This window comes from Alterotamlana spongicola, from assembly GCF_035818475.1.
Lineage (GTDB): Bacteria > Bacteroidota > Bacteroidia > Flavobacteriales > Flavobacteriaceae > Cognatitamlana.
In genome coordinates, this window is the sequence record NZ_JAYMGV010000007.1 from 1 (window position 1) to 20,058 (window position 20,058).

Consider the following 20,058-nt stretch of genomic DNA (forward strand, 5'->3'; position numbering starts at 1 on the left):
TACAGCCTCTTAATACCTCTTTATCCACACTCTTTAGTCTTAAACTCAACTCCTTTCTAATCCTAATATATAATCCTTATATATAAAGAACACCACACCAATCCTATTATAACCCCATAAAAACCAAAACCGGATTACTACAAACTAAATACCTTATCCTTTACCCTACTTCTATCTTAAAGATTAAATGTAGCCCCCCTTTTTTATGTTATATATTGTAGGTCTGTGTTTATACTATTATCTTTGCAGCCGAATTTGAATTTAATTTATGATACATATTACTTTACCTGATGGCAGTGTAAAGACCTTTGATGAAGGTATTACACCAATGGGCGTTGCAAAAAGCATAAGCGAGGGTTTTGCTAGAAATGTAATTTCGGCAAATTTTAATGGTACAACTGTAGAAACTGTTACACCATTAACCACCAACGGTTCTTTGGTTTTATATACATGGAGGGATGACGAGGGCAAAACTGCTTTTTGGCATAGTAGTGCGCACGTATTAGCGCAAGCCATTGAGGAACTATATCCAGGGGCAAAACTTACTATTGGCCCGGCCATTGAAAATGGGTTTTATTATGATGTAGATTTTGGTGAACATACAGTATCTGAAAAAGATTTTAAAGCTATTGAAAATAAGATGTTGGACATAGCCCGTGGAAAACACGATTTTAAAATGCGTTCTGCTACCAAAGCCGAAGCTTTAGAATTATATAAAGACAATGTTTTTAAAACCGAACTCATTGAAAACTTAGAGGACGGCACTATTACATTCTGTGACCATGCTACTTTTACCGACTTATGTCGAGGCGGACATATACCTAATACAGGTATTATAAAAGCTGTTAAGGTTTTAAGTGTTGCTGGTGCATATTGGCGTGGCGACGAAAACAAACCTCAATTAACCCGTGTTTACGGCATTTCATTCCCGAAACAAAAGGAGCTTACTGAATATTTACAAATGCTTGAAGAAGCTAAAAAGCGTGATCATAGAAAATTAGGTAAGGAGTTAGAACTTTTTACTTTTTCTCAAAAGGTTGGACAAGGACTGCCTTTATGGTTGCCAAAAGGAGCCGCTTTGCGTGAGCGTTTAGAGAACTTTTTAAAGGCTGCCCAAAAGAAAGCCGGATATGAAATGGTGGTAACACCCCATATTGGACAAAAAGATTTATATATCACTTCCGGTCATTATGCTAAATATGGTGAGGATAGTTTTCAACCTATCCAAACACCAAAAGAAGATGAAGAGTTTTTACTGAAACCTATGAATTGTCCTCATCATTGTGAAATTTATAAAAGCACACAATGGAGTTACAAAGACTTACCTAAGCGTTATGCTGAGTTTGGTACGGTTTATAGATATGAGCAAAGTGGTGAATTACACGGATTAACTCGTGTTAGAGGGTTTACTCAAGATGATGCTCATTTATTTTGTATGCCCGAACAACTGGATGAAGAGTTCAAAAATGTTATTGATCTGGTATTATATGTATTTGGTTCTTTAGGATTTGAAAATTTTACGGCCCAGGTTTCTGTAAGGGATCCTGAAAACCCAGACAAATATATAGGTGATGTTGCAAATTGGGAAAAAGCTGAACAAGCTATTATAAATGCAGCTCAAGATAAAGGGTTAAATTATGTTATAGAAACCGGTGAAGCGGCTTTTTATGGTCCTAAACTAGACTTTATGGTTAAAGATGCTTTAGGAAGACGTTGGCAACTTGGTACCATTCAAGTTGATTACAATTTACCAGAGCGTTTTGATTTGACTTATAAGGGTAGTGATAATGAATCCCACAGACCAATTATGATTCATCGTGCTCCTTTTGGAAGTATGGAGCGTTTTGTTGCTTTATTACTGGAACATACTGGAGGGAATTTCCCGCTTTGGTTAATGCCAACGCAGGCTATAATCTTATCAATTAGCGAGAAATACGAAAAATACTCTGAAAAAGTTTTAAATTTGCTAGAAAATAACGAAATTCGCGCCCTCGTAGACCACAGAAATGAGACTATTGGTAAGAAAATCAGGGAAGCTGAAATTCAAAAACACCCATATATGCTCATTATTGGTGAACAAGAAGAGAAAGAAGGCAAAATCACTGTACGTCAGCATGGTGGAGCTGATTTAGGAATGATTTCTGTAGAAGCTTTCTCTAAAATAATAAAAGAAGACATAAAAAAAACGTTAAAATCGTTTTAAGAAAAAAGTATAATTAAGTTTAATTTAAAAACCGTACGCCATAGCAATTAGAAGAAGACAGCAACCCAGAAGGGTTTTACAAGAGGACAAGCATAAGATTAACTCTAAGATTACTGCACAAAAACTACGTCTTGTTGGAGACAACGTAGAAATTGGTATTTATACCAAAGGAGACGCCATGAGAATAGCTAATGAGCAGGAATTGGATCTTGTTGAGATTTCTCCAAATGCTGATCCGCCTGTTTGTAAAGTTATGGATTATAAAAAGTTTCTTTATGAACAAAAGAAACGCGATAAAGCTTTAAAATCTAAAGCTACAAAAGTTGTCATTAAAGAGATACGTTTTGGCCCTCAAACAGATGACCATGACTATCAGTTTAAAAAGAAGCATGCAGAAAAGTTCTTAAAAGAAGGAGCCAAATTAAAAGCTTTTGTTTTTTTTAAAGGACGTTCTATAATATTTAAGGAGCAAGGTCAAATTTTATTGTTAAGATTAGCACAAGACCTTGAAGAATTTGGAAAGGTTGAACAAATGCCTCGTTTAGAAGGTAAGCGTATGACCATGTTTATTGCTCCTAAAAAAGAAAAGAAATAAAAGTAAGTAAGATGCTGAAAACAAGTTCGGCATATAAAAATAATTAAGCGAAATAATTAAAAACTAGGAAAAGAAAATGCCTAAAATGAAAACAAAATCTAGTGCCAAAAAACGCTTTAAGTTAACTGGTACTGGTAAGATTAAAAGAAAGCACGCTTTTAAGAGTCACATCTTAACAAAGAAATCTAAAAAGCGTAAGCTTGCGTTAACCCATGACACATTAGTGCATAAGGCTGACGAAGACAATATTAAAACCATGTTACGTTTAAAGTAATTTAGTTTTAATCGGTTAAAACAAATTTATAAACCCTGGAGTTAGGCTCATTAAAAGAGTTGAAACGTTAAAAGTTTTAAATAACGAGTAAACCGCCTACTACAAAAAACATTTAAAATTATGCCAAGATCAGTAAATTCTGTAGCAAAAAGAGCCAGAAGAAAAAAGGTTCTTAAACAAGCAAAAGGTTATTTTGGAAGACGTAAAAACGTTTGGACAGTAGCCAAAAATGCGGTTGACAAAGCGATGCAATACTCGTATAGAGACCGTAGAAATAAAAAGAGAACATTCCGTGCTTTATGGATTACGCGTATTAACGCTGGTGCCAGAGAACATGGTTTATCTTATTCTCAATTCATGGGGAAATTAAAAGCTAATGATATTGAATTAAACCGTAAGGTTTTAGCAGATTTAGCTATGAATAACCCTGAAGCTTTTAAAGCTGTAATTGATAAAGTAAAGTAAGGCATTTTGCCTATTGTAAAACATATTATTCGCTTAATTTTAAAATCCGGTTCTTAATTGAATCGGATTTTTTTATTTTCTACACAAGTTGACCACTTTATATAATCAGGCTTTTAAAATCTCCTCTGTAAAATCACCAAAAAGTGGCCCATTTACCAATTGATGCATCGTAATATTTTGATGGTATGTATTATACTCTATTAAAACAGGTTTCCCTTTAATATCTATTCCAATATCCCAAGAAACTAACCTAAAATACGGTATCAATGTATGCATATCCTTTACTTGCTCAACTATTTTATTATAGGAAGGAATTCTTATGTCTCCTAAGATAATACCTGTATTAGTTTTTGTTTTACTAACACCATTAAAAAGATAACCTACTTTTTTTAACATACCATTTTCATTAATCCCACATGCCATACCTCCGTCTTCGAAATTATCAGTGAAACTTCCTGAGTTACCAATTCTAATAACAGAAGATAAAACATGTACCCCTTTTTCATTTAAATAAGATATAGCCCGAATGGTATTTAATGAACTAAAGTTTAGCTCTTGTAAAGTTTCATGCTGAATTACTATTTTTTGAACAATAAAATCTTTCTTATATGTTCTAAATAAGTTTTTTACGGCAATATCATTATCAAATGATACAGATATAACACCTTGTCCATTACCAGAATCAATAGTAGGTTTAATAACCATTCGGTCACCTTCGTTCACAATCCTGTTAATAGCCTCTTCTTCCGAAACTATTTTACCGTCTATATAATAAAACCCATTTATGTTTTTTAAAATGGGATAGGGCTGTTTAAAGTCTCTAAACATTAAACCTAATAAATTTTTATCCAGTAAAGATGGCCATTGCCTCATTTGATTAAATTTTTTACTTATAACTGCATGAAAAAGATCTTCAGGCACATATTTTACGGAGAACATATGGTTATTTGAATAATAAAACTCATGCCACCATGTTTTTACATTTTTATAACCATAACTATTATAAAAAGCCTTAATCTCCTTATTCTGCACTCTGCTTAATACCTGGAGCTTATTTCGCAATCTTTGCTTTATAACTTTCCTATACTGGTATGTAAGCTTATACACATAAGCTTTACCCTTAAGGTATACAAAGCTTTTATAAATAAACGATTTAAATGTAGCAACCATTACATCATTATTTGAGGTGTTAAGTTAGTATTTTTTGATAAAGTAAGGTTAAAGTAAAAAAGCATAACCGATAAAATACAGATTAGAAGCGACTAAATAAAAGTAAAAATCACTTAAACGAAAAAAAACAGGCTTTATCCATTTTTTATAAAAACAACTGTTATTCTATATAATTTAGTAAATACCAGACGGTTAATAGCTACAAAAAATTCTTAAAAGAAAGATTTTAATCTAAAATCAAAAGTTTATTATGAAAACTAAATTACATTACAGTGTTGTTCATGTTTTTGTTGTGGCATTACTCTTTGCTTTTTTTAGCTGTCAAACAGAAGAACTACAAACAGAAGAACTAAATGAGCAATTAATCTCTGACCCTTCCGACACATCAAAATCAAAAAAACGAGGAAAACCCGACCTTGTTTTTGATGCTGAATGCGACCCTTCAGTTTTTTCAAACCCTATAAATTTGTATGCAGGACAGCACATTTTGGTAGGCGAACTAACTGTAAAGTTTAATAATGGTAATTATGATATTACTTATAATATTACTAATAATGAATATTGCTTAACAGAAACGCACATTTCGGTAGTTCAAGATCCTTTAGATTTTCCAATGGCCAATGGCAATCCTATCCCTGGTCAATTTGAATTTAAATCTACTCATGATTGTGTTTCAAGTTACACCTATTCAGTACCTATAGATAAAGGCACATATTTTGCCGTACATGGCGTAGTTAATTGCGTTCCAGACCATATAGGTAATGTTGAGTCAAACATACCAGAAACCACCGGTTTTTGCTTAAGAACCGGTCGTGAAATAGAAAATGCCCGTTCTTACTTTAAGGCTTCTATTGCTGACGGTGCACTATCCGGTGATTACTGGGCCTGGTGTGTAGATGTATCAAAATCTATTGATTCATCTGGAGAAGATAAATGTTATACTGATTTCAATGTTTATTCAATAAATGACGATTTATCTGGTTTAATCTCTCAAAGTGGTAACTTAGATAATGCACTATGGTTATTAAATAATATAGATACTCTTTTAGATGGTGGTAATTATTTATACGGTCATATTCAATGGGCATTTTGGAAATTATTAAATGATCAAGAATGTAACTCTTGTAATGCCAACCTGAAATTACCTGCTGGTGAAAACATTAAGATTAAGGGCTTGGAAATATATAACCTTGCGATAGCTAATGGCGACGGATATAGCCCTGAATGTGGTGAAGACACTATGCTAATTATTGACAATGGCGTACTTCAACCCATATTAATACCTTATACAATTCCTTGTGATGGAGGTGATTGTGAGGAAACGCTTTGGGCTGATGGATGTGATTTCCCCGGAAACAATTGGGCTACATATTTTAGATTCCTTCTAGGTGCATAAAAATATAGTAAGTATTAAACATAAAAATCCGGTTCTTATTGAATCGGATTTTTTATTTATATGTTTTGGGCCTTCCTCTCCCCTTTCAGTAAGCCCTTGCACGGGTCAGGCTTTCCTTTCCAATCCATAACGCATTTATTTTATTATCCAGTTATAAACTAAATATTTAATTTCCCCTTATGATTTATGGTTTGCTATAGCATAAACTTTTAAGGTTTTTATCTTTCCCTTTAATTCCAGGTCCCCTAATAGTTTGGCTTCATATTTAAGGGTAATCAACGATTTTTCCAGTACCGATTGAGAAACTAACAATTCAGCATTATAGGTATTACACAAATCCTGGATCCTGGAGGCTGTATTAATGACATCTCCATGAAAAGCCAGTTCCTTTTTTATTGTACCCACTTCTGCAATCATTAATTTACCACAGTGCACCCCTGCTTTAAATTCGGGCTGATAGTTATACTTCTTTTGATAATATGCTTCCCTGCTTTTTAATTTATCAATAAATGCAAAAAACAAGTTTACACTATTATTTTTTCTAAATCCCTTTTTTGTGGTCCATGTCAATACTGCTTCATCTCCTACATACTGATACACATCTGCCTCATATCGCCTTAACACACTATTTAAATCTATAAAACAATCCTGTATAAACTTACTATAGACTTCATGACCTAATTGTTCTGCTATTTTTGTAGAATTCTTCAAATCCAAAAACATTAGAATTCTTGATTCTTCTTTTGGTTTTTTATAGGTTCCTAAAATCATATTTAAAAACACCCCCGGTCCAAACTTATCGTTCGCAATCTTTATTAATGCAAAAACAATGGAAGAGGCCACAAAATATAAAACGGTATTCCAAAAAAACGGATCCTTGTGCCACCAACCACGTTCATTGGGTAAATCTATATCAATACGTTCTTCTATAAAGACGGATAATATGCTCAATATAACAACAATGAGAGCAAAATAAATAACAGATTTAACAAGTATTCCTGCTCCCAGTACCATTTTTTTACTAAAGTAGACATCAAACAGAAATTCAACTATAGCATAAAATATCCCCATAATAATTCCAAGCATCAAGGCAAATTGATAATATTCAAATTCGGGGAGGTTTAGAATATCATCTGTGTAGATCTTAAGCTCCTTTTCCAGTCCGTTATATTTAATAAAGATATACAAGAAAAATGCAAACATCCAGAATGCCACAGATTGAATGATATAAACTAAAAACTTCTTTAAACTCATAAACCTTTAATTTTAAACGCCAAATATAGTGATGACCAGTTTTCTGGCACCGCCATAGTTTCTATGTTCACACAAATAAATACCTTGCCAAATTCCTAAATTTAATTGCCCATTTGATATTGGAATTTGAACAGATGCTCCTAATAAAGATGCTTTAATATGCGCAGGCATATCGTCAGAACCTTCATAGGTATGTTTGTAATAGGGCGCATGTTCAGGAACTGCCTTATTAAAATGGCTTTCAAAATCAGATCTTACTGTATGATCGGCATTTTCATTTATAGTTAAACTAGCAGAAGTATGTTTGATAAAAACCTGTAATTGCCCTATTTCAATCTCATTAATTTCCGGAATTACCGCTATAACCTCATCTGTAATTAAGTGAAAACCTCTGGGGTAAGGTTTCAATTTTAACTCTTTTTGAAAAATCTTCATAGGTACATATATTATGGATTAACTTCAAATAACCTGTTGTTCAATTTACTTCTTTTAACAGTTATTTCACGCAACCTTTTTGATAATTTTCATCTAAATTATAAACTGAAAACCTTTTATAAAAATGAAATACCTATTTATCATAATTTGCCTGATTACCCTAACAAGCTGTAGCATTAGTGATGACACCCCTGATAATGAAGTTTCTATTACCCAATGGAGTCTTATTAATGTCTCAGGTGGCTTAGCTGGTATCAATACAGATTTTGAATCCGGCATTATAGTATGGAGATTTAATAATCTTGATGGCACCTTAAGTGTTTTAAATAATAACGACGACAATTCTCTTGAAGATGGATTAGACTCTGGCACTTATAACCACTTATTTATAGAAAAAGACGAAGACCTGTTTCTTACCATTGATGGTATTGAGTATGGTTTAGTTACTATATCTGAAGATACAGAAACCTTTATTCTAAATCAAAATATAACGTCTACCGGCAGCGGAGCAGACCTTTTCATCTATACATTTGAAAAATCTGTGGTCATAGTTAATTAAAAGCTATTAATTCAGCTTCTAAGTCTTTTGTTTTTTCTTTCTGGCAGCCGGAAACAGTACATTGTTTAATATAAGACGATATCCTGGCGATGTAGGGTGTAAATCAAGCTCGGTTTTGGCATCTCCTACCCTGTGCTGATAATCTTCCGGATCATGTCCACCATAAAACGTAAAAAAGCCCTTTCCTTTAATACCATGAATATATTTTGCCTCGCCATTAGATTTTGTTTCACCTAAAACCAATACATTGGATTTTATCTCATCCCGATTAAAAGAAGTGGTTTGCCCCATAAACCCTTTAACTAAAGCCGTGTGATTTTGGCAAAGCATTGTAGGTATTGGATCCCATTTAGCTGAGAACTCCATCAATGAAAAATAATCTGCCGTTCTTGGAATCATGCGTTTTCTTGTCATATCAATTGATGAAAACTCATATATTTTTGGACTTCTTTCCAAGGTAAAATCTGTAAAGGCAAAGGTTTTGCTATAATCAATTTTATTCTGATAACCGGCTTCACTTCCATCGCCATCAAACATAGGCTCACAAATATCTACACCTTCTGCAGACAATGCAATATCAAAACTATCAGTTGCGCTACACATGGCAAACATAAAGCCCCCACCTACTACATAATCTCTGATTTTTAAAGCTACTGCTAGTTTTTCTTCTGACACTTTAGCATATCCCAATTCCTGTGCTAATTTTTCAGCATCTTTTTTCTCCTGGATATACCATGATGTTGCTCTATACTGTGCATAAAATTTACCATATTGCCCGGTAAAATCTTCATGATGTAAATGCAACCAGTCATAGACTAACAGGCCATCATTTAAAACTTCCTCATCATAAATAGTTTCATAAGGAATTTCAGCATATTGTAAAACCATGGTTACTGCATCATCCCAAGGCTGTTTCCCTTTTGGTGTATATACCGCTATTTTAGGCGCCTTTTCTAATACTACAGCTTCCATATTTTGACTTGGACTACTAATTTCTTCGAGAATAGTTTCTGTTTGAGTATTAGATATTACTTCAAAGGACACACCTCTGATCTGACATTCTCGTTGTATAGCTTCGGTATCCGGCAATAAGAAAGCTCCTCCTCTATAATTTAGTAACCATTTAACCTTTAACTCTTTATTAAGTGTCCAATAGGTCATACCATAAGCTTTAAGGTGATTTTTTTGACTTTCAGCATCCATAGGTATAAGGATGTATGAGGCATAAACCTGAGTAGATATAAATATCAAAAATATGAATAGGGCTTTCTTCATAGGCGAAAGATACTCAAAAATTGAATTTGAATATGTTTTTTAAAAAAACTTTAGGTTTTAAATGAGATTAGAACGGAACTTCATTGTCATCATCATTAAACGAACTTCCAAAAGCCTGATCTGGACTGGCCTTGAAATTATCAGCTTTAAATGTATCATCATTTGCAGCAGCATTCATTTTAGAATGAAATTCAAAAGGTGAATCAAAATCGTCTAAATTATCAAATTTACCTAAATGGCCTAAGAATTTTAAACGAATATTCTCCAACCCTCCATTACGGTGTTTTGCAACAATAAATTCTGCCTGTCCTTCTGTAGGTGAACGCTCTTCATCATCCCATTCATCTATTTTATAGTATTCTGGTCTATAGATAAATGATACAATATCTGCATCCTGTTCAATAGCACCAGACTCACGTAAATCTGATAACAACGGGCGTTTACTTCCTCCACGAGTCTCCACGGCACGCGATAACTGAGACAGAGCTATTACCGGAACCATTAGCTCTTTTGCCAAAGCTTTAAGGTTTCTTGAAATCATAGAAATCTCCTGTTCACGATTTCCACCATGACTGGTTCCTCCTGTCATTAATTGCAAATAATCAATCATGATCATCTTAATACCATGTTGTGAGGCTAAACGGCGTGCTTTCGCTCTTAAATCAAAAATTGATAACGATGGCGTGTCATCAATAAACAATGGCGCTTTTTCCAGGCCTTTTACTTTAACATTAAGTTGCTCCCACTCGTGTTTTTCAAGTTTCCCTGTACGTAATTTTTCTGAAGACAAACCTGTTTCACTGGAAATTAAACGTGTAATCAACTGTACCGAGGCCATCTCTAATGAAAAGAACGCTACAGGAATATTTTGATCTACAGCAATATTTCTGGCCATAGATAGTGTTAAAGCTGTTTTTCCCATTCCTGGACGTGCAGCAACAATGATTAAATCTGATGGCTGCCAACCGGACGTTAACTTGTCTAGTTTATGAAACCCAGTTGGTATTCCACTTAGCCCTTCTTTATTTGAAATCTCTTCAATTTTCTTTTTAGCCTGTATGACTAATTCCTGAGCAGTTTCACTAGACTTTTTGATATTACCCTGGGTAACTTCATAAAGTTTTGATTCCGCATTATCTAATAAATCAAATACATCTTTAGTTTCATCATAAGAATCTTCAATAATCTCACTTGAAATTTTGATTAAACTACGCTGTATATACTTCTGTAAAATTATGCGTGCATGAAACTCAATGTGTGCCGAAGATGATACTTTCTGTGTTAATGAAATCAAATAAAAATCTCCTCCTACCAATTCTAACTTTGAATTCTTCTTTAACTGCGTTGAAACGGTTAATAAGTCTACAGGTTCACTGTTTTCAAACAATTGAAATATAGCTTCAAAAATATGTTGATGGGCCTCTTTATAAAAGGATTCAGCACTTAAAATATCAATAACTTCATCAACTCCTTTTTTATCAATCATCATAGCTCCTAACACAACTTCTTCTAAATCAAGTGCTTGCGGTGGAATCTTTCCTTTTTCAAGGCTGATTAGGGTACTCTTATCGACTTTATACCCGGTGAGTTGATTTGGTTGTTTCATAACTACGAAAGTAATTAAAAAGAAAGGTTTTAATAGTGTTTTAATTGTTCTGATTGTTAACCACTCTTCAACAATTTAACTGTTAATAAGTTAAAAATATTGTCAATAAGCATAAAAAAACCTGAAGTGCCTAACTTCAGATTTTTAGTACATTGTGGTTTTAAACGACTTAGCTTTTATACACTCCCATGTTGGCATATTTATCCATACGCTGAGATACTAAATCGATTGGTGATAAGTTTTTAAGATCTTCATAAGATTTTATAATGGCATCACTTACAGATTTAAATGTCTTTTTACGATCTCTATGTGCTCCACCTAACGGCTCTTTTATAATTTGATCAACTAATTTCAATTTTTTCATATCATCGGCTGTCAACTTTAATGCTTCTGCCGCTTGTTCCTTATACTCCCAGCTACGCCATAAAATTGAAGAACAAGATTCAGGGGAAATAACTGAATACCAGGTATTTTCCAACATCAAGACTTTGTCTCCAACACCAATTCCTAAGGCTCCTCCGGAAGCACCCTCTCCAATTACAATAGTAATTACAGGTACTTTTAAACGGGTCATCTCCAATATGTTTCTGGCAATGGCTTCACCTTGCCCTCGTTCTTCAGCTTCTAACCCCGGATAGGCGCCCGGTGTGTCTAAAAGTGTTACTACAGGAATACCAAATTTCTCAGCAGACTTCATTAAACGTAACGCTTTTCTATAACCTTCCGGATTAGCCATACCAAAATTCCTATATTGTCTTGTTTTGGTATTATAACCTTTTTGTTGACCAATAAACATAAAACTCTGATCCCCAATTTTACCTAATCCACCTATCATAGCCTTATCATCCTTAAAACTTCTATCACCGTGAAGTTCTAAAAACGAATTTCCACAAATGGCTTTTATATAATCTAAGGTATAGGGCCTGTCCGGGTGTCTTGATAATTGCACACGTTGCCAGGGTGTCAAATTCTTATATAAATCTTTTTGAGTCTCTTTTAACTTTTTCTCAATTTGCGAACAGGTTTCAGTAACATCTACGTCACTTTCTTCTCCAATTAACTTACACTTATCTAATTGGTCTTCAAGTTCTTTTATCGGGAGTTCAAATTCTAAATATTCCATAGGAATTTAGTTATTGCTATATTAATCTTTGGTTAGTATGCAAATATAAAAACTTTAATCATGTTATGTTGTTAAGATTACTTTCTTTTTAATTTTCTACTATTCTTTATTATTGCATTTATAAGCACAACGCTAATGATTATAAGTGCTCCGTAATAAAACGACATGCTCATTTTTTCTTTTTCAGGAAACAATAAAACAGCCATTATAATACCGTAAACAGGTTCTAAATTATAGGTTAAAACGACGGTATATGGACTTATTATTTTCATGACGTGTACTGAAGCTATAAAGGCATACGCTGTACAAACTGATGCCAAAATAAAGAGGTACTTTAGATCAGGCCAGGTTATGTTGAAAAACTCTTCTGAAAAACCACCCCCAAAGCATAGCATGTATATAGATATAAAAAATACACCGCTTAAAAATTCATAAAAAGAAATGACTGTTGCCGTATGCTGTTTTAAAAAGCTTCCGTTTAACACGGCAAATAATGATGAAAAAAAAGCGGATGAAATCCCTAAAAGAATCCCCGTAAGATATTTTATTTCACTTTGTGTTATTATAAAAACACCAAATATTACAATGATACCAAATATTATTTCATACCAAATGATGCGCCTTTTGTAAATTATTGGCTCTATAAAAGATGCAAAAAAAGCCCCGGTTGAAAACATAGCTAGAGTTATTGATATGTTAGCTTCTTTGATAGCTCCAAAAAAAGTTATCCAGTGTAATGCAATAATGATTCCTGCTATGGAAAGCCGAACCATTGATCTTATACTGATTCTTAATTTTACCTTTACAATTTTAATATATAGAAACATTAAAACTGAAGCTATTACCATTCTATACCATACCAATGCAATGGCGTTAATGGTGATCAACTCTCCTAAAATAGCTGTAAATCCGGCAATAAAAACTAAAAAATGAAGATGTAAATAATTTTTGACCTTAGCGTTTGGCATTATATAACAAGTAAATTGCTAAAATACCAAAAATGATATTGGGAAACCACACGGCAATCAACGGAGGAAAATCAGATTGCTCTGCCATAACCCCAAAAACTTTATCAAAGAATACAAAAACCATAGCGATACAGATTCCTACCGCTAGATTAACCCCCATGCCTCCTCTTCTCTTAATAGAAGATACCGCGACAGCGATTATTGTTAGAATAAATACTGAAACCGGAAGACTCCATTTTCTGTACAGCACCAATTTAAAACGCCCTACATTTGATGACCCCCTATCCTCTTCTTTTTCTATAAAGCGCTTCAGGTCTCCATACATTTTTGTCTCGGCTGCATAAATAACAGGAATGAGATCATCTACGTCAAAACTAAAAAGTGTATCTTTTGTCTTTAGTATTTCCAGTTTATCTTCATCTGCACCTATATCTCTTTTCACATAATTTGATAATCTGTAAACAGTATCTTTTTCAATGTATTTTATTCTGGTAGCAGAAATTTTATATAGCATTTGATTGCCCTCAAAACGCTCCAGGGTAAAGTTATGTCCCGTATGACTTTTAATATCAAAATTGCTAACATAAATAATTTCATTATCATTTATTTGCCTGAAAACATTAGTTGTCTCTGCAACTCCTCTCCCCTTTTTAAAATACTTGTAGCTAAATGCATTAAAGCCTTCACTGGCTTTTGGAGCCAAAAACATCCCTAAGATAATTGCCAATATACCCACAGCTAAAGCGCCTAGTAAGTAGGGCCTTAAAAAGCGACTAAATGATACTCCCGAACTCAAAAACGCAATAACTTCTGTGTTATTAGCCAATTTTGATGTAAACCAAATAACCGATAAAAACAAAAAGAGCGGGAATAATAAATGAGCAAAGTAAATGGTAAAGTCTAAGAGGTATATTAAAACTTCATTCAATGGCACTTCATTATCCAAAATTTTACCAATCTTCTCCGCTAAATGAACAGTTACTGCAATTGGAATAAAAAGCAGTAACATCATAAAAAATGTAAATAAATAGCGTTTTAATATGTACCAGTCTAAAATTTTCATGTGCAATTATAAACGATTGTCCATTTGCTTTACCATTTTATCTTTCCAAATTTTAAAATCTCCTGCTAATATATGTTTTCTAGCTTCGCGAACCAACCATAAATAAAAGCCTAAATTATGTATAGTTGCTATTTGCTTACCTAACAATTCATTAACTGTAAATAAATGTCTTAAATATGCTTTTGAATACTCTGTATCTACAAATGTTATACCCATTTCATCTATTGGTGAAAAATCTGCTGCCCATTTTTTATTCTTTATATTAATGGTTCCGTAAGCTGTAAATAACATACCGTTTCTGGCGTTACGTGTTGGCATGACGCAATCAAACATATCTACTCCTAACGCAATATTTTCTAAAATATTGATTGGTGTACCAACTCCCATTAAATATCTTGGTTTATCTTCTGGTAAAATAGAACAAACCACATCAGTCATGGCATACATTTCTTCTGCTGGTTCTCCAACAGATAAACCACCAATGGCATTACCAACTGCCCCGGCATTTGCTATATATTCTGCAGATTGCATACGCAAATCTTTATATGTACTTCCTTGTACTATGGGAAAAAATGCTTGATTATAGTTATATTTTAGTGGTGTTTTCTCCAGGTGATTGATACATCTGTCTAACCAACGATGCGTCATATGCATAGAGCGTTTAGCATAATTATAATCACAGGGGTAAGGCGTACATTCATCAAAGGCCATTATAATGTCTGCTCCAATGCTACGTTGAATTTCCATAACATTTTCAGGTGTAAATACATGATAACTCCCATCAATATGAGATTTAAATTTTACGCCTTCTTCTTTAATCTTTCTATTAGCTGAAAGTGAGTATACCTGGTATCCTCCTGAATCGGTTAAAATATTTCGATCCCAATTCATAAATTTGTGTAAGCCTCCTGCTTGCTCAATAATGTCTGTTTGCGGTCTTAAATATAAGTGGTAGGTATTCCCTAAAATAATATCTGGATTTATATCCTCTTTTAATTCGCGCTGGTGTACCCCTTTTACCGTAGCCACTGTTCCTACCGGCATAAAAATTGGCGTTTCAATAGTACCGTGATCCGTTGTTATTTTTCCTGCTCTGGCCTTGCTTTGTGCGTCTTGGGCTTTTAATTCAAACTTCATACTTATTTATAGCATTACTCACTTTAGTGGGCAAAGATAAATAACTGAAAAATGAAAATGATTGTATTAAAAAGAAAATAATAATGTTTTGGCAACGTTTTTGTTACTGTAAATCAAATCTAAAAACGAACAATTATGAAAATCTTAAAATCATTTGACAAATTATTAAAGCTTAGTCCTTTTAAGTTTAAAGGTTTACTTTATCTTTTTTTAGTTCTCATCACAACTTCTCTGGCTTATGCCCAAACGGCTCAGGGTTTTGGTATCAAAGGTGGGTTGAATTACAATTCTAACGGGGATTACTTTGATGCTATTAATGATGCCTATAAAAACCCGAGCAGTAAGTCTGGCTTCCATTTAGGTGCCTTCGGCAAATTTGGAAATGACTTATATTTCAGACCTGAACTTGTATATACCAGTACAAAAAGTGATTACGACAATGACTCTTTTAAAATGCAAAAAATTGATGCTCCAATATTGGTTGGTTTAAATGTTTTAGGACCTTTAAGTGTATTTGGCGGACCAGCATTTCAGTATATATTAGATTCTGAATTTTCGGGTATTTCTATTAATGATATAGAAAAAGATTTTACAGTAGGACTAAATTTTGGTGTTGGATTTAACCTTAATAAATTTGGAATTGACTTAAGGTATGAACGCGGTTTTAATAAAAATGAAGCCCGGTTTATAAATGATAATATTATTGATGCTGAAAGTAGAATTAATACCAGGCCCAGCCAATTAATTTTAAGTTTATCACTTCTACTATAGTTTTAAAAGACAAACATTATAAAAACAAAAAAACCTCGCAATAGCGAGGTTTTTTTGTTATAGTCCATTAGATTCTGTTTCTTCAGGGTCCAGGTATTTTGGTATGCCGTTTTTACCTATATCATTTGTTGGATCACCATCTTTATCAATATCTTCATTTCTGGTTGGTACGCCATCTCCATCATCATCTGCATCAAAATAATCCGGGAAGGTATCGCCATCAGTATCATCTCCATCATGTGCTTCAGAACTGGAATTTAAAGTAAACTCTCCATCAAGCGTATTATAATCCTCCAGATAAGAAGGCACTAAGTCATTATCATGATCATTCTCATATGCTTGCAACAAATCAAACTTGAAAATAATAGGTGTATAAGCCGGAATTCCGGAAGTTCCGCTTGAAAAATATGCCAATCCCGAAGGTACAAACATAACTCCTACACCATGATTTAAAAAATCAACAGTACCATCACCGTTTTCAACAAAATCTTCAGCAACTTTAAACTCCGGTAACACTTTTCTCCATCCCGGAATTAAAGTGGTTAGGTCAAACTCAACAGGTGTAGCAGCACTATCAAATACATCATGGTCTAGCCTAAACCCTTCATAGGTTACTAAAACATTATCTGCAAAACTGGGAGAAATCGCATCATCGCTTACATTTTCATTTAAATCAATGTAAAATATCTCATAATCTGTATCGGCAAAGGTGAGCTCTTTTGTGATATAGTCCTGACTCAATAATCTGTGACCATCAGGAACCGTTTCTCCTGCTTCAAGCTTAGTTATAATTAAATCCTTAGCGCTAGGATTTGGATTAGATCCGTCAAATTCACTGGCATTATAGTAATGGCTTTCCAAATAAGCCACTATAGAATCTTTATCTGCAATCTGTTGTTCATCCCTATCTCTTTCAGGTACTACCGGAATATCTCCTTCATCATCTTTTTTACAAGACAAAATCCCCAGTGCTAAGCACAGAAAAAATATACTAATTTTTCTTAACTTCATTTTCAATCTTTTTTATTCTTTAGAGCAAAATAGTTTTCAGTGTATATCAGACTATTGATTTCTGATACATACCAAGGAATCTTTTATATTCCTTATTTTTGAGGTCGCAAGATACAATTTTAATATAATCTTGCACAAAAACATTAACGGAGTTTTATCAATAATTATATGCGTGTAGACAAGTATTTATGGTGTGTTAGGTATTATAAAACAAGAACACAGGCTACAACAGCTTGTAAGAAAGGGCAAGTACGAGTAAACCAAGAGCCTGTAAAGCCCAGCAGAGAGGTTTATCCTACTGATTTGATTGAATTAAGAAAAGATCAAATAAACTATAAACTAAAGGTCAATGATCTGCCTCCCAATAGAGTTGGTGCCAAACTTGTTGATATTTACAGAACAGATATAACTCCAAAAGAGCAATTTGAAGCCAGAGAACTTTTAAAATATTCTAAAGATTATTACAGAAAGAAAGGTACCGGTAGGCCTACAAAAAAAGATAGACGGGATATTGATGATTTTACTGAGGAAAATGAGTAATTTTATATTTTAATTTACAATAGACTATTATGGGTGTTAAGAATAATGTCATACTTAATCACAACGAGATCAATCATAAAATAAGGCGTATTGCATTCCAGATATATGAGAGTAATGTTAATGAAACTGAGGTTGTTCTGGCCGGTATTGATAAGAACGGTTATATGCTAGCCAAAAAATTAAAAACGGTTCTTCAAAAAATATCTGAAATCACCCCTGTACTTTGTAAAGTTACCATTGACAAAAAGCACCCCTGGGAACGTATTTCAACTTCTATATCTCCGGAAGATTACAAAAATAAATCTTTGGTTCTGGTAGATGATGTTTTAAACTCCGGAACGACTCTAATTTATGGAGTAAAGCACTTTTTAGATGTCCCTTTAAAACAGTTTAAAACCGCTGTACTGGTTAATAGAAATCATAAAAAATATCCTGTAAAGGCCGATTTTAAAGGCATTTCATTGTCAACATCATTGCATGAACACGTGCATATTGTTTTAGAAGGCAAAACATTTGAGGCGGTTTTAGAATAGTTTTAATACTATATCTTCAACAATATCATCTTTTGATTTTCCGTCAATAGGTATTTTTATTTCTGCCTGATTGTAAAACTGTACACGCTCAAACAAATGTTTTCCTATAAATTCTGTCATAGCTTCTTTGGTTTCTATGTGAGCAATTAACGGACGTTTGGCTTTTTTCCTCATTAATTTTTCGGCTAACGTAGGTATTGATGCTTTCAAATAGATACTTGTCACATGATCAGCTTCTAAAATAGTCTGCATATTATTACTATAGCAAGGTGTACCTCCACCTACAGATAAAATAATATTGTTTTTTGTCTCCAAAACTTCCTTTAAATAATGTGTTTCTTGCCGTCTGAAATATACCTCTCCTTTAGTTTTAAAAACTTCGGTTACAGATAGATCTTCTTTTTCTTCTATTAAATCATCTAAATCGATAAAATCATAATTTAATTTTTTTGCCAATTTCTTTCCAATAGACGTCTTTCCAGAGGCCATATACCCAATTAATACAATGATCATTTTTACGTTATAAATTGATTTTTAAAAACATAGGATTAAGTGGTGCAAAAAAACAAAAAAATCTTTAAAAAAAGCCTTGTTTAATTAAAAATAGGTTTTATATTTGCACCCGCTAACGATAACAAGATAGCTTGACATAATGACCTGGTAGCTCAGTTGGTAGAGCATCTCCCTTTTAAGGAGAGGGTCCTGGGTTCGAGCCCCAGCCCGGTCACTGGAGTATCAAATAAAGGTAAAACCTCTTAAATCTAATGATTTTGGAGGTTTTTTTCGTTTTAAATGGCCTTATTTGATACGTTTTATAACTTTAAAAATGTTACGAGTTCGCAAATCGTCAACACTCTAACTAAATCGTCAACATTTTCATTTTTTTTGAACTCACTAAAGAGCATTAATCTAACCTAACACACGCTATATATAGCAAAGCACTGATTTTAAACACATTAAAAAAATAAAATCGAGGGTCGTGGGTTCTCCCCCTGGCGGGCTCTGAACCTTGCAACCCAATGTCCATAATTTTCTTTTATATCAAGGTTTAACCAACACATTTACATCAATTAATAATGATCACACAACATCAATTAATAATAATAGCACAACGCCAATTAATAAAAATAACACGAATTTAAAGTGTGGTGGTCCCGGAAATAAATAAGTACGATTTGTTTTTATTATCCTTAAAAGTGAAAAGAACTAAATTCGAATTCAATAACATTATTTACTTTATTACAATTTTACAAAAAAAGACCCTTTACTTTGTTACAAAAAAAGAATACATTTGTACTTACTTTATAACAAATTATTATTTTGACCTTAAAAAGACACCTTACCGAACAGTTAGATAAATGGAAAAATAAATCTAATCGAAAGCCCTTAATTATTCGAGGAGCAAGACAAGTTGGCAAAACGACTTTGGTTAATGAGTTTGCAAAAACTTATAAGCATCGACTATACCTAAACCTAGAAAAAAAATCTGATAGTTCCTACTTTGAACAAACAGATAATGTAAAAACCATTATTGAGGCTCTGTTTATATCTAATAACATTACTTCTAATGATATTAATCACACCTTACTTTTTATTGATGAAATACAAGAGCAACCAAAAGCAATTCAACTCTTACGATATTTTTATGAAGAAGCTCCGGAACTTCATGTTATAGCCGCT

21 protein-coding genes and 1 tRNA gene are annotated in these 20,058 nt (G+C 33.4%); 11 read left to right on the plus strand and 11 right to left on the minus strand.

Annotation, left to right across the window (positions count from 1 at the left end; translation table 11 throughout):
* The first annotated feature begins 268 nt into the window (after positions 1–268).
* The 4 genes from thrS to rplT all read left to right on the plus strand — a co-directional run bounded on the left by thrS (position 269) and on the right by rplT (position 3,537).
* Positions 269–2,203 carry a threonine--tRNA ligase gene (gene thrS / locus VOI54_RS17620; protein ID WP_326284613.1) on the plus strand — a complete coding sequence of 645 codons (1,935 nt, stop codon included), beginning with the start codon at positions 269–271 and terminating at the stop codon, positions 2,201–2,203.
* A gap of 46 nt (positions 2,204–2,249) precedes the next feature.
* Positions 2,250–2,798, plus strand: a complete 549-nt coding sequence (gene infC, locus VOI54_RS17625; protein WP_326284651.1) for a translation initiation factor IF-3 — start codon at positions 2,250–2,252, stop codon at positions 2,796–2,798.
* Between the two features lie 76 nt (positions 2,799–2,874).
* On the plus strand, positions 2,875–3,072 hold the full coding sequence (rpmI, locus tag VOI54_RS17630; RefSeq protein WP_019388182.1) for a 50S ribosomal protein L35: 198 nt from the start codon (positions 2,875–2,877) through the stop codon (positions 3,070–3,072).
* Between the two features lie 120 nt (positions 3,073–3,192).
* Positions 3,193–3,537, plus strand: coding sequence for a 50S ribosomal protein L20 (rplT, locus tag VOI54_RS17635; protein WP_136479789.1), 345 nt, complete (start codon positions 3,193–3,195; stop codon positions 3,535–3,537).
* 105 nt (positions 3,538–3,642) lie between these two features.
* Here the strand turns inward: rplT and VOI54_RS17640 are convergent, their stop codons facing one another.
* Entirely contained in the window at positions 3,643–4,707 is a 1,065-nt protein-coding gene (locus VOI54_RS17640; protein ID WP_326284620.1) for a sugar-transfer associated ATP-grasp domain-containing protein, read from the minus strand.
* A 250-nt stretch (positions 4,708–4,957) separates the two neighbouring features.
* Here VOI54_RS17640 and VOI54_RS17645 point away from each other — a divergent pair, with 250 nt between their 5' ends.
* Positions 4,958–6,103, plus strand: a complete 1,146-nt coding sequence (locus VOI54_RS17645; protein ID WP_326284622.1) for a hypothetical protein — start codon at positions 4,958–4,960, stop codon at positions 6,101–6,103.
* A 177-nt stretch (positions 6,104–6,280) separates the two neighbouring features.
* Here the strand turns inward: VOI54_RS17645 and VOI54_RS17650 are convergent, their stop codons facing one another.
* Entirely contained in the window at positions 6,281–7,357 is a 1,077-nt protein-coding gene (locus VOI54_RS17650; RefSeq protein WP_326284624.1) for an adenylate/guanylate cyclase domain-containing protein, read from the minus strand.
* A 12-nt stretch (positions 7,358–7,369) separates the two neighbouring features.
* Positions 7,370–7,792, minus strand: coding sequence for a secondary thiamine-phosphate synthase enzyme YjbQ (locus VOI54_RS17655; protein WP_326284626.1), 423 nt, complete (start codon positions 7,790–7,792; stop codon positions 7,370–7,372).
* 124 nt (positions 7,793–7,916) lie between these two features.
* On the opposite strand from VOI54_RS17655, the gene VOI54_RS17660 reads away from it, so the two are divergent.
* Positions 7,917–8,351 carry a hypothetical protein gene (locus VOI54_RS17660; RefSeq protein WP_326284628.1) on the plus strand — a complete coding sequence of 145 codons (435 nt, stop codon included), beginning with the start codon at positions 7,917–7,919 and terminating at the stop codon, positions 8,349–8,351.
* Positions 8,352–8,369: 18 nt separating this feature from the next.
* On the opposite strand, the gene VOI54_RS17665 is transcribed toward VOI54_RS17660, so the two are convergent.
* From VOI54_RS17665 to tgt, 6 genes are all read right to left on the minus strand, one after another.
* Positions 8,370–9,626 (minus strand): asparagine synthetase B, encoded by a 1,257-nt coding sequence (locus VOI54_RS17665; protein ID WP_326284630.1) that lies wholly within the window; start codon positions 9,624–9,626, stop codon positions 8,370–8,372.
* A 67-nt stretch (positions 9,627–9,693) separates the two neighbouring features.
* Positions 9,694–11,232, minus strand: a complete 1,539-nt coding sequence (gene dnaB, locus VOI54_RS17670) for a replicative DNA helicase (RefSeq protein ID WP_326284631.1) — start codon at positions 11,230–11,232, stop codon at positions 9,694–9,696.
* 169 nt (positions 11,233–11,401) lie between these two features.
* Positions 11,402–12,355, minus strand: a complete 954-nt coding sequence (locus VOI54_RS17675; protein WP_326284633.1) for an acetyl-CoA carboxylase carboxyltransferase subunit alpha — start codon at positions 12,353–12,355, stop codon at positions 11,402–11,404.
* A 77-nt stretch (positions 12,356–12,432) separates the two neighbouring features.
* On the minus strand, positions 12,433–13,323 hold the full coding sequence (locus VOI54_RS17680) for a DMT family transporter (protein WP_326284635.1): 891 nt from the start codon (positions 13,321–13,323) through the stop codon (positions 12,433–12,435).
* Positions 13,310–14,386, minus strand: coding sequence for an LptF/LptG family permease (locus VOI54_RS17685; RefSeq protein ID WP_326284637.1), 1,077 nt, complete (start codon positions 14,384–14,386; stop codon positions 13,310–13,312). Before VOI54_RS17685 ends, VOI54_RS17680 begins: the two co-directional genes overlap by 14 nt.
* A gap of 6 nt (positions 14,387–14,392) precedes the next feature.
* Entirely contained in the window at positions 14,393–15,523 is a 1,131-nt protein-coding gene (gene tgt / locus VOI54_RS17690; RefSeq protein ID WP_326284639.1) for a tRNA guanosine(34) transglycosylase Tgt, read from the minus strand.
* Positions 15,524–15,658: 135 nt separating this feature from the next.
* On the opposite strand from tgt, the gene VOI54_RS17695 reads away from it, so the two are divergent.
* A complete protein-coding gene (locus tag VOI54_RS17695) occupies positions 15,659–16,294 on the plus strand; it encodes an outer membrane beta-barrel protein (protein ID WP_326284641.1) in 636 nt (211 codons plus the stop codon).
* A 57-nt stretch (positions 16,295–16,351) separates the two neighbouring features.
* Here VOI54_RS17695 and VOI54_RS17700 read toward each other — a convergent pair whose 3' ends face one another.
* Positions 16,352–17,305: an FKBP-type peptidyl-prolyl cis-trans isomerase gene (locus VOI54_RS17700; RefSeq protein WP_326284643.1), complete on the minus strand. Its 954-nt coding sequence runs from the start codon at positions 17,303–17,305 to the stop codon at positions 16,352–16,354.
* A gap of 168 nt (positions 17,306–17,473) precedes the next feature.
* Between VOI54_RS17700 and VOI54_RS17705 the strand changes: the two genes are divergently transcribed.
* Together VOI54_RS17705 and VOI54_RS17710 are read left to right on the plus strand one after the other, a co-directional pair.
* On the plus strand, positions 17,474–17,845 hold the full coding sequence (locus VOI54_RS17705) for an RNA-binding S4 domain-containing protein (RefSeq protein ID WP_326284645.1): 372 nt from the start codon (positions 17,474–17,476) through the stop codon (positions 17,843–17,845).
* Positions 17,846–17,874: 29 nt separating this feature from the next.
* Positions 17,875–18,378: a phosphoribosyltransferase domain-containing protein gene (locus tag VOI54_RS17710; RefSeq protein ID WP_326284647.1), complete on the plus strand. Its 504-nt coding sequence runs from the start codon at positions 17,875–17,877 to the stop codon at positions 18,376–18,378.
* On the opposite strand, the gene VOI54_RS17715 is transcribed toward VOI54_RS17710, so the two are convergent.
* Positions 18,370–18,891, minus strand: a complete 522-nt coding sequence (locus VOI54_RS17715) for a shikimate kinase (RefSeq protein ID WP_326284648.1) — start codon at positions 18,889–18,891, stop codon at positions 18,370–18,372. The genes VOI54_RS17710 and VOI54_RS17715 overlap by 9 nt on opposite strands.
* A 141-nt stretch (positions 18,892–19,032) precedes the next feature.
* Between VOI54_RS17715 and VOI54_RS17720 the strand changes: the two genes are divergently transcribed.
* Together VOI54_RS17720 and VOI54_RS17725 are read left to right on the plus strand one after the other, a co-directional pair.
* Positions 19,033–19,105 (plus strand) — tRNA-Lys (locus VOI54_RS17720).
* Between the two features lie 593 nt (positions 19,106–19,698).
* Positions 19,699–20,058 (plus strand): AAA family ATPase (locus VOI54_RS17725; protein WP_326284649.1); only part of this gene is annotated, 360 nt, incomplete at its 3' end.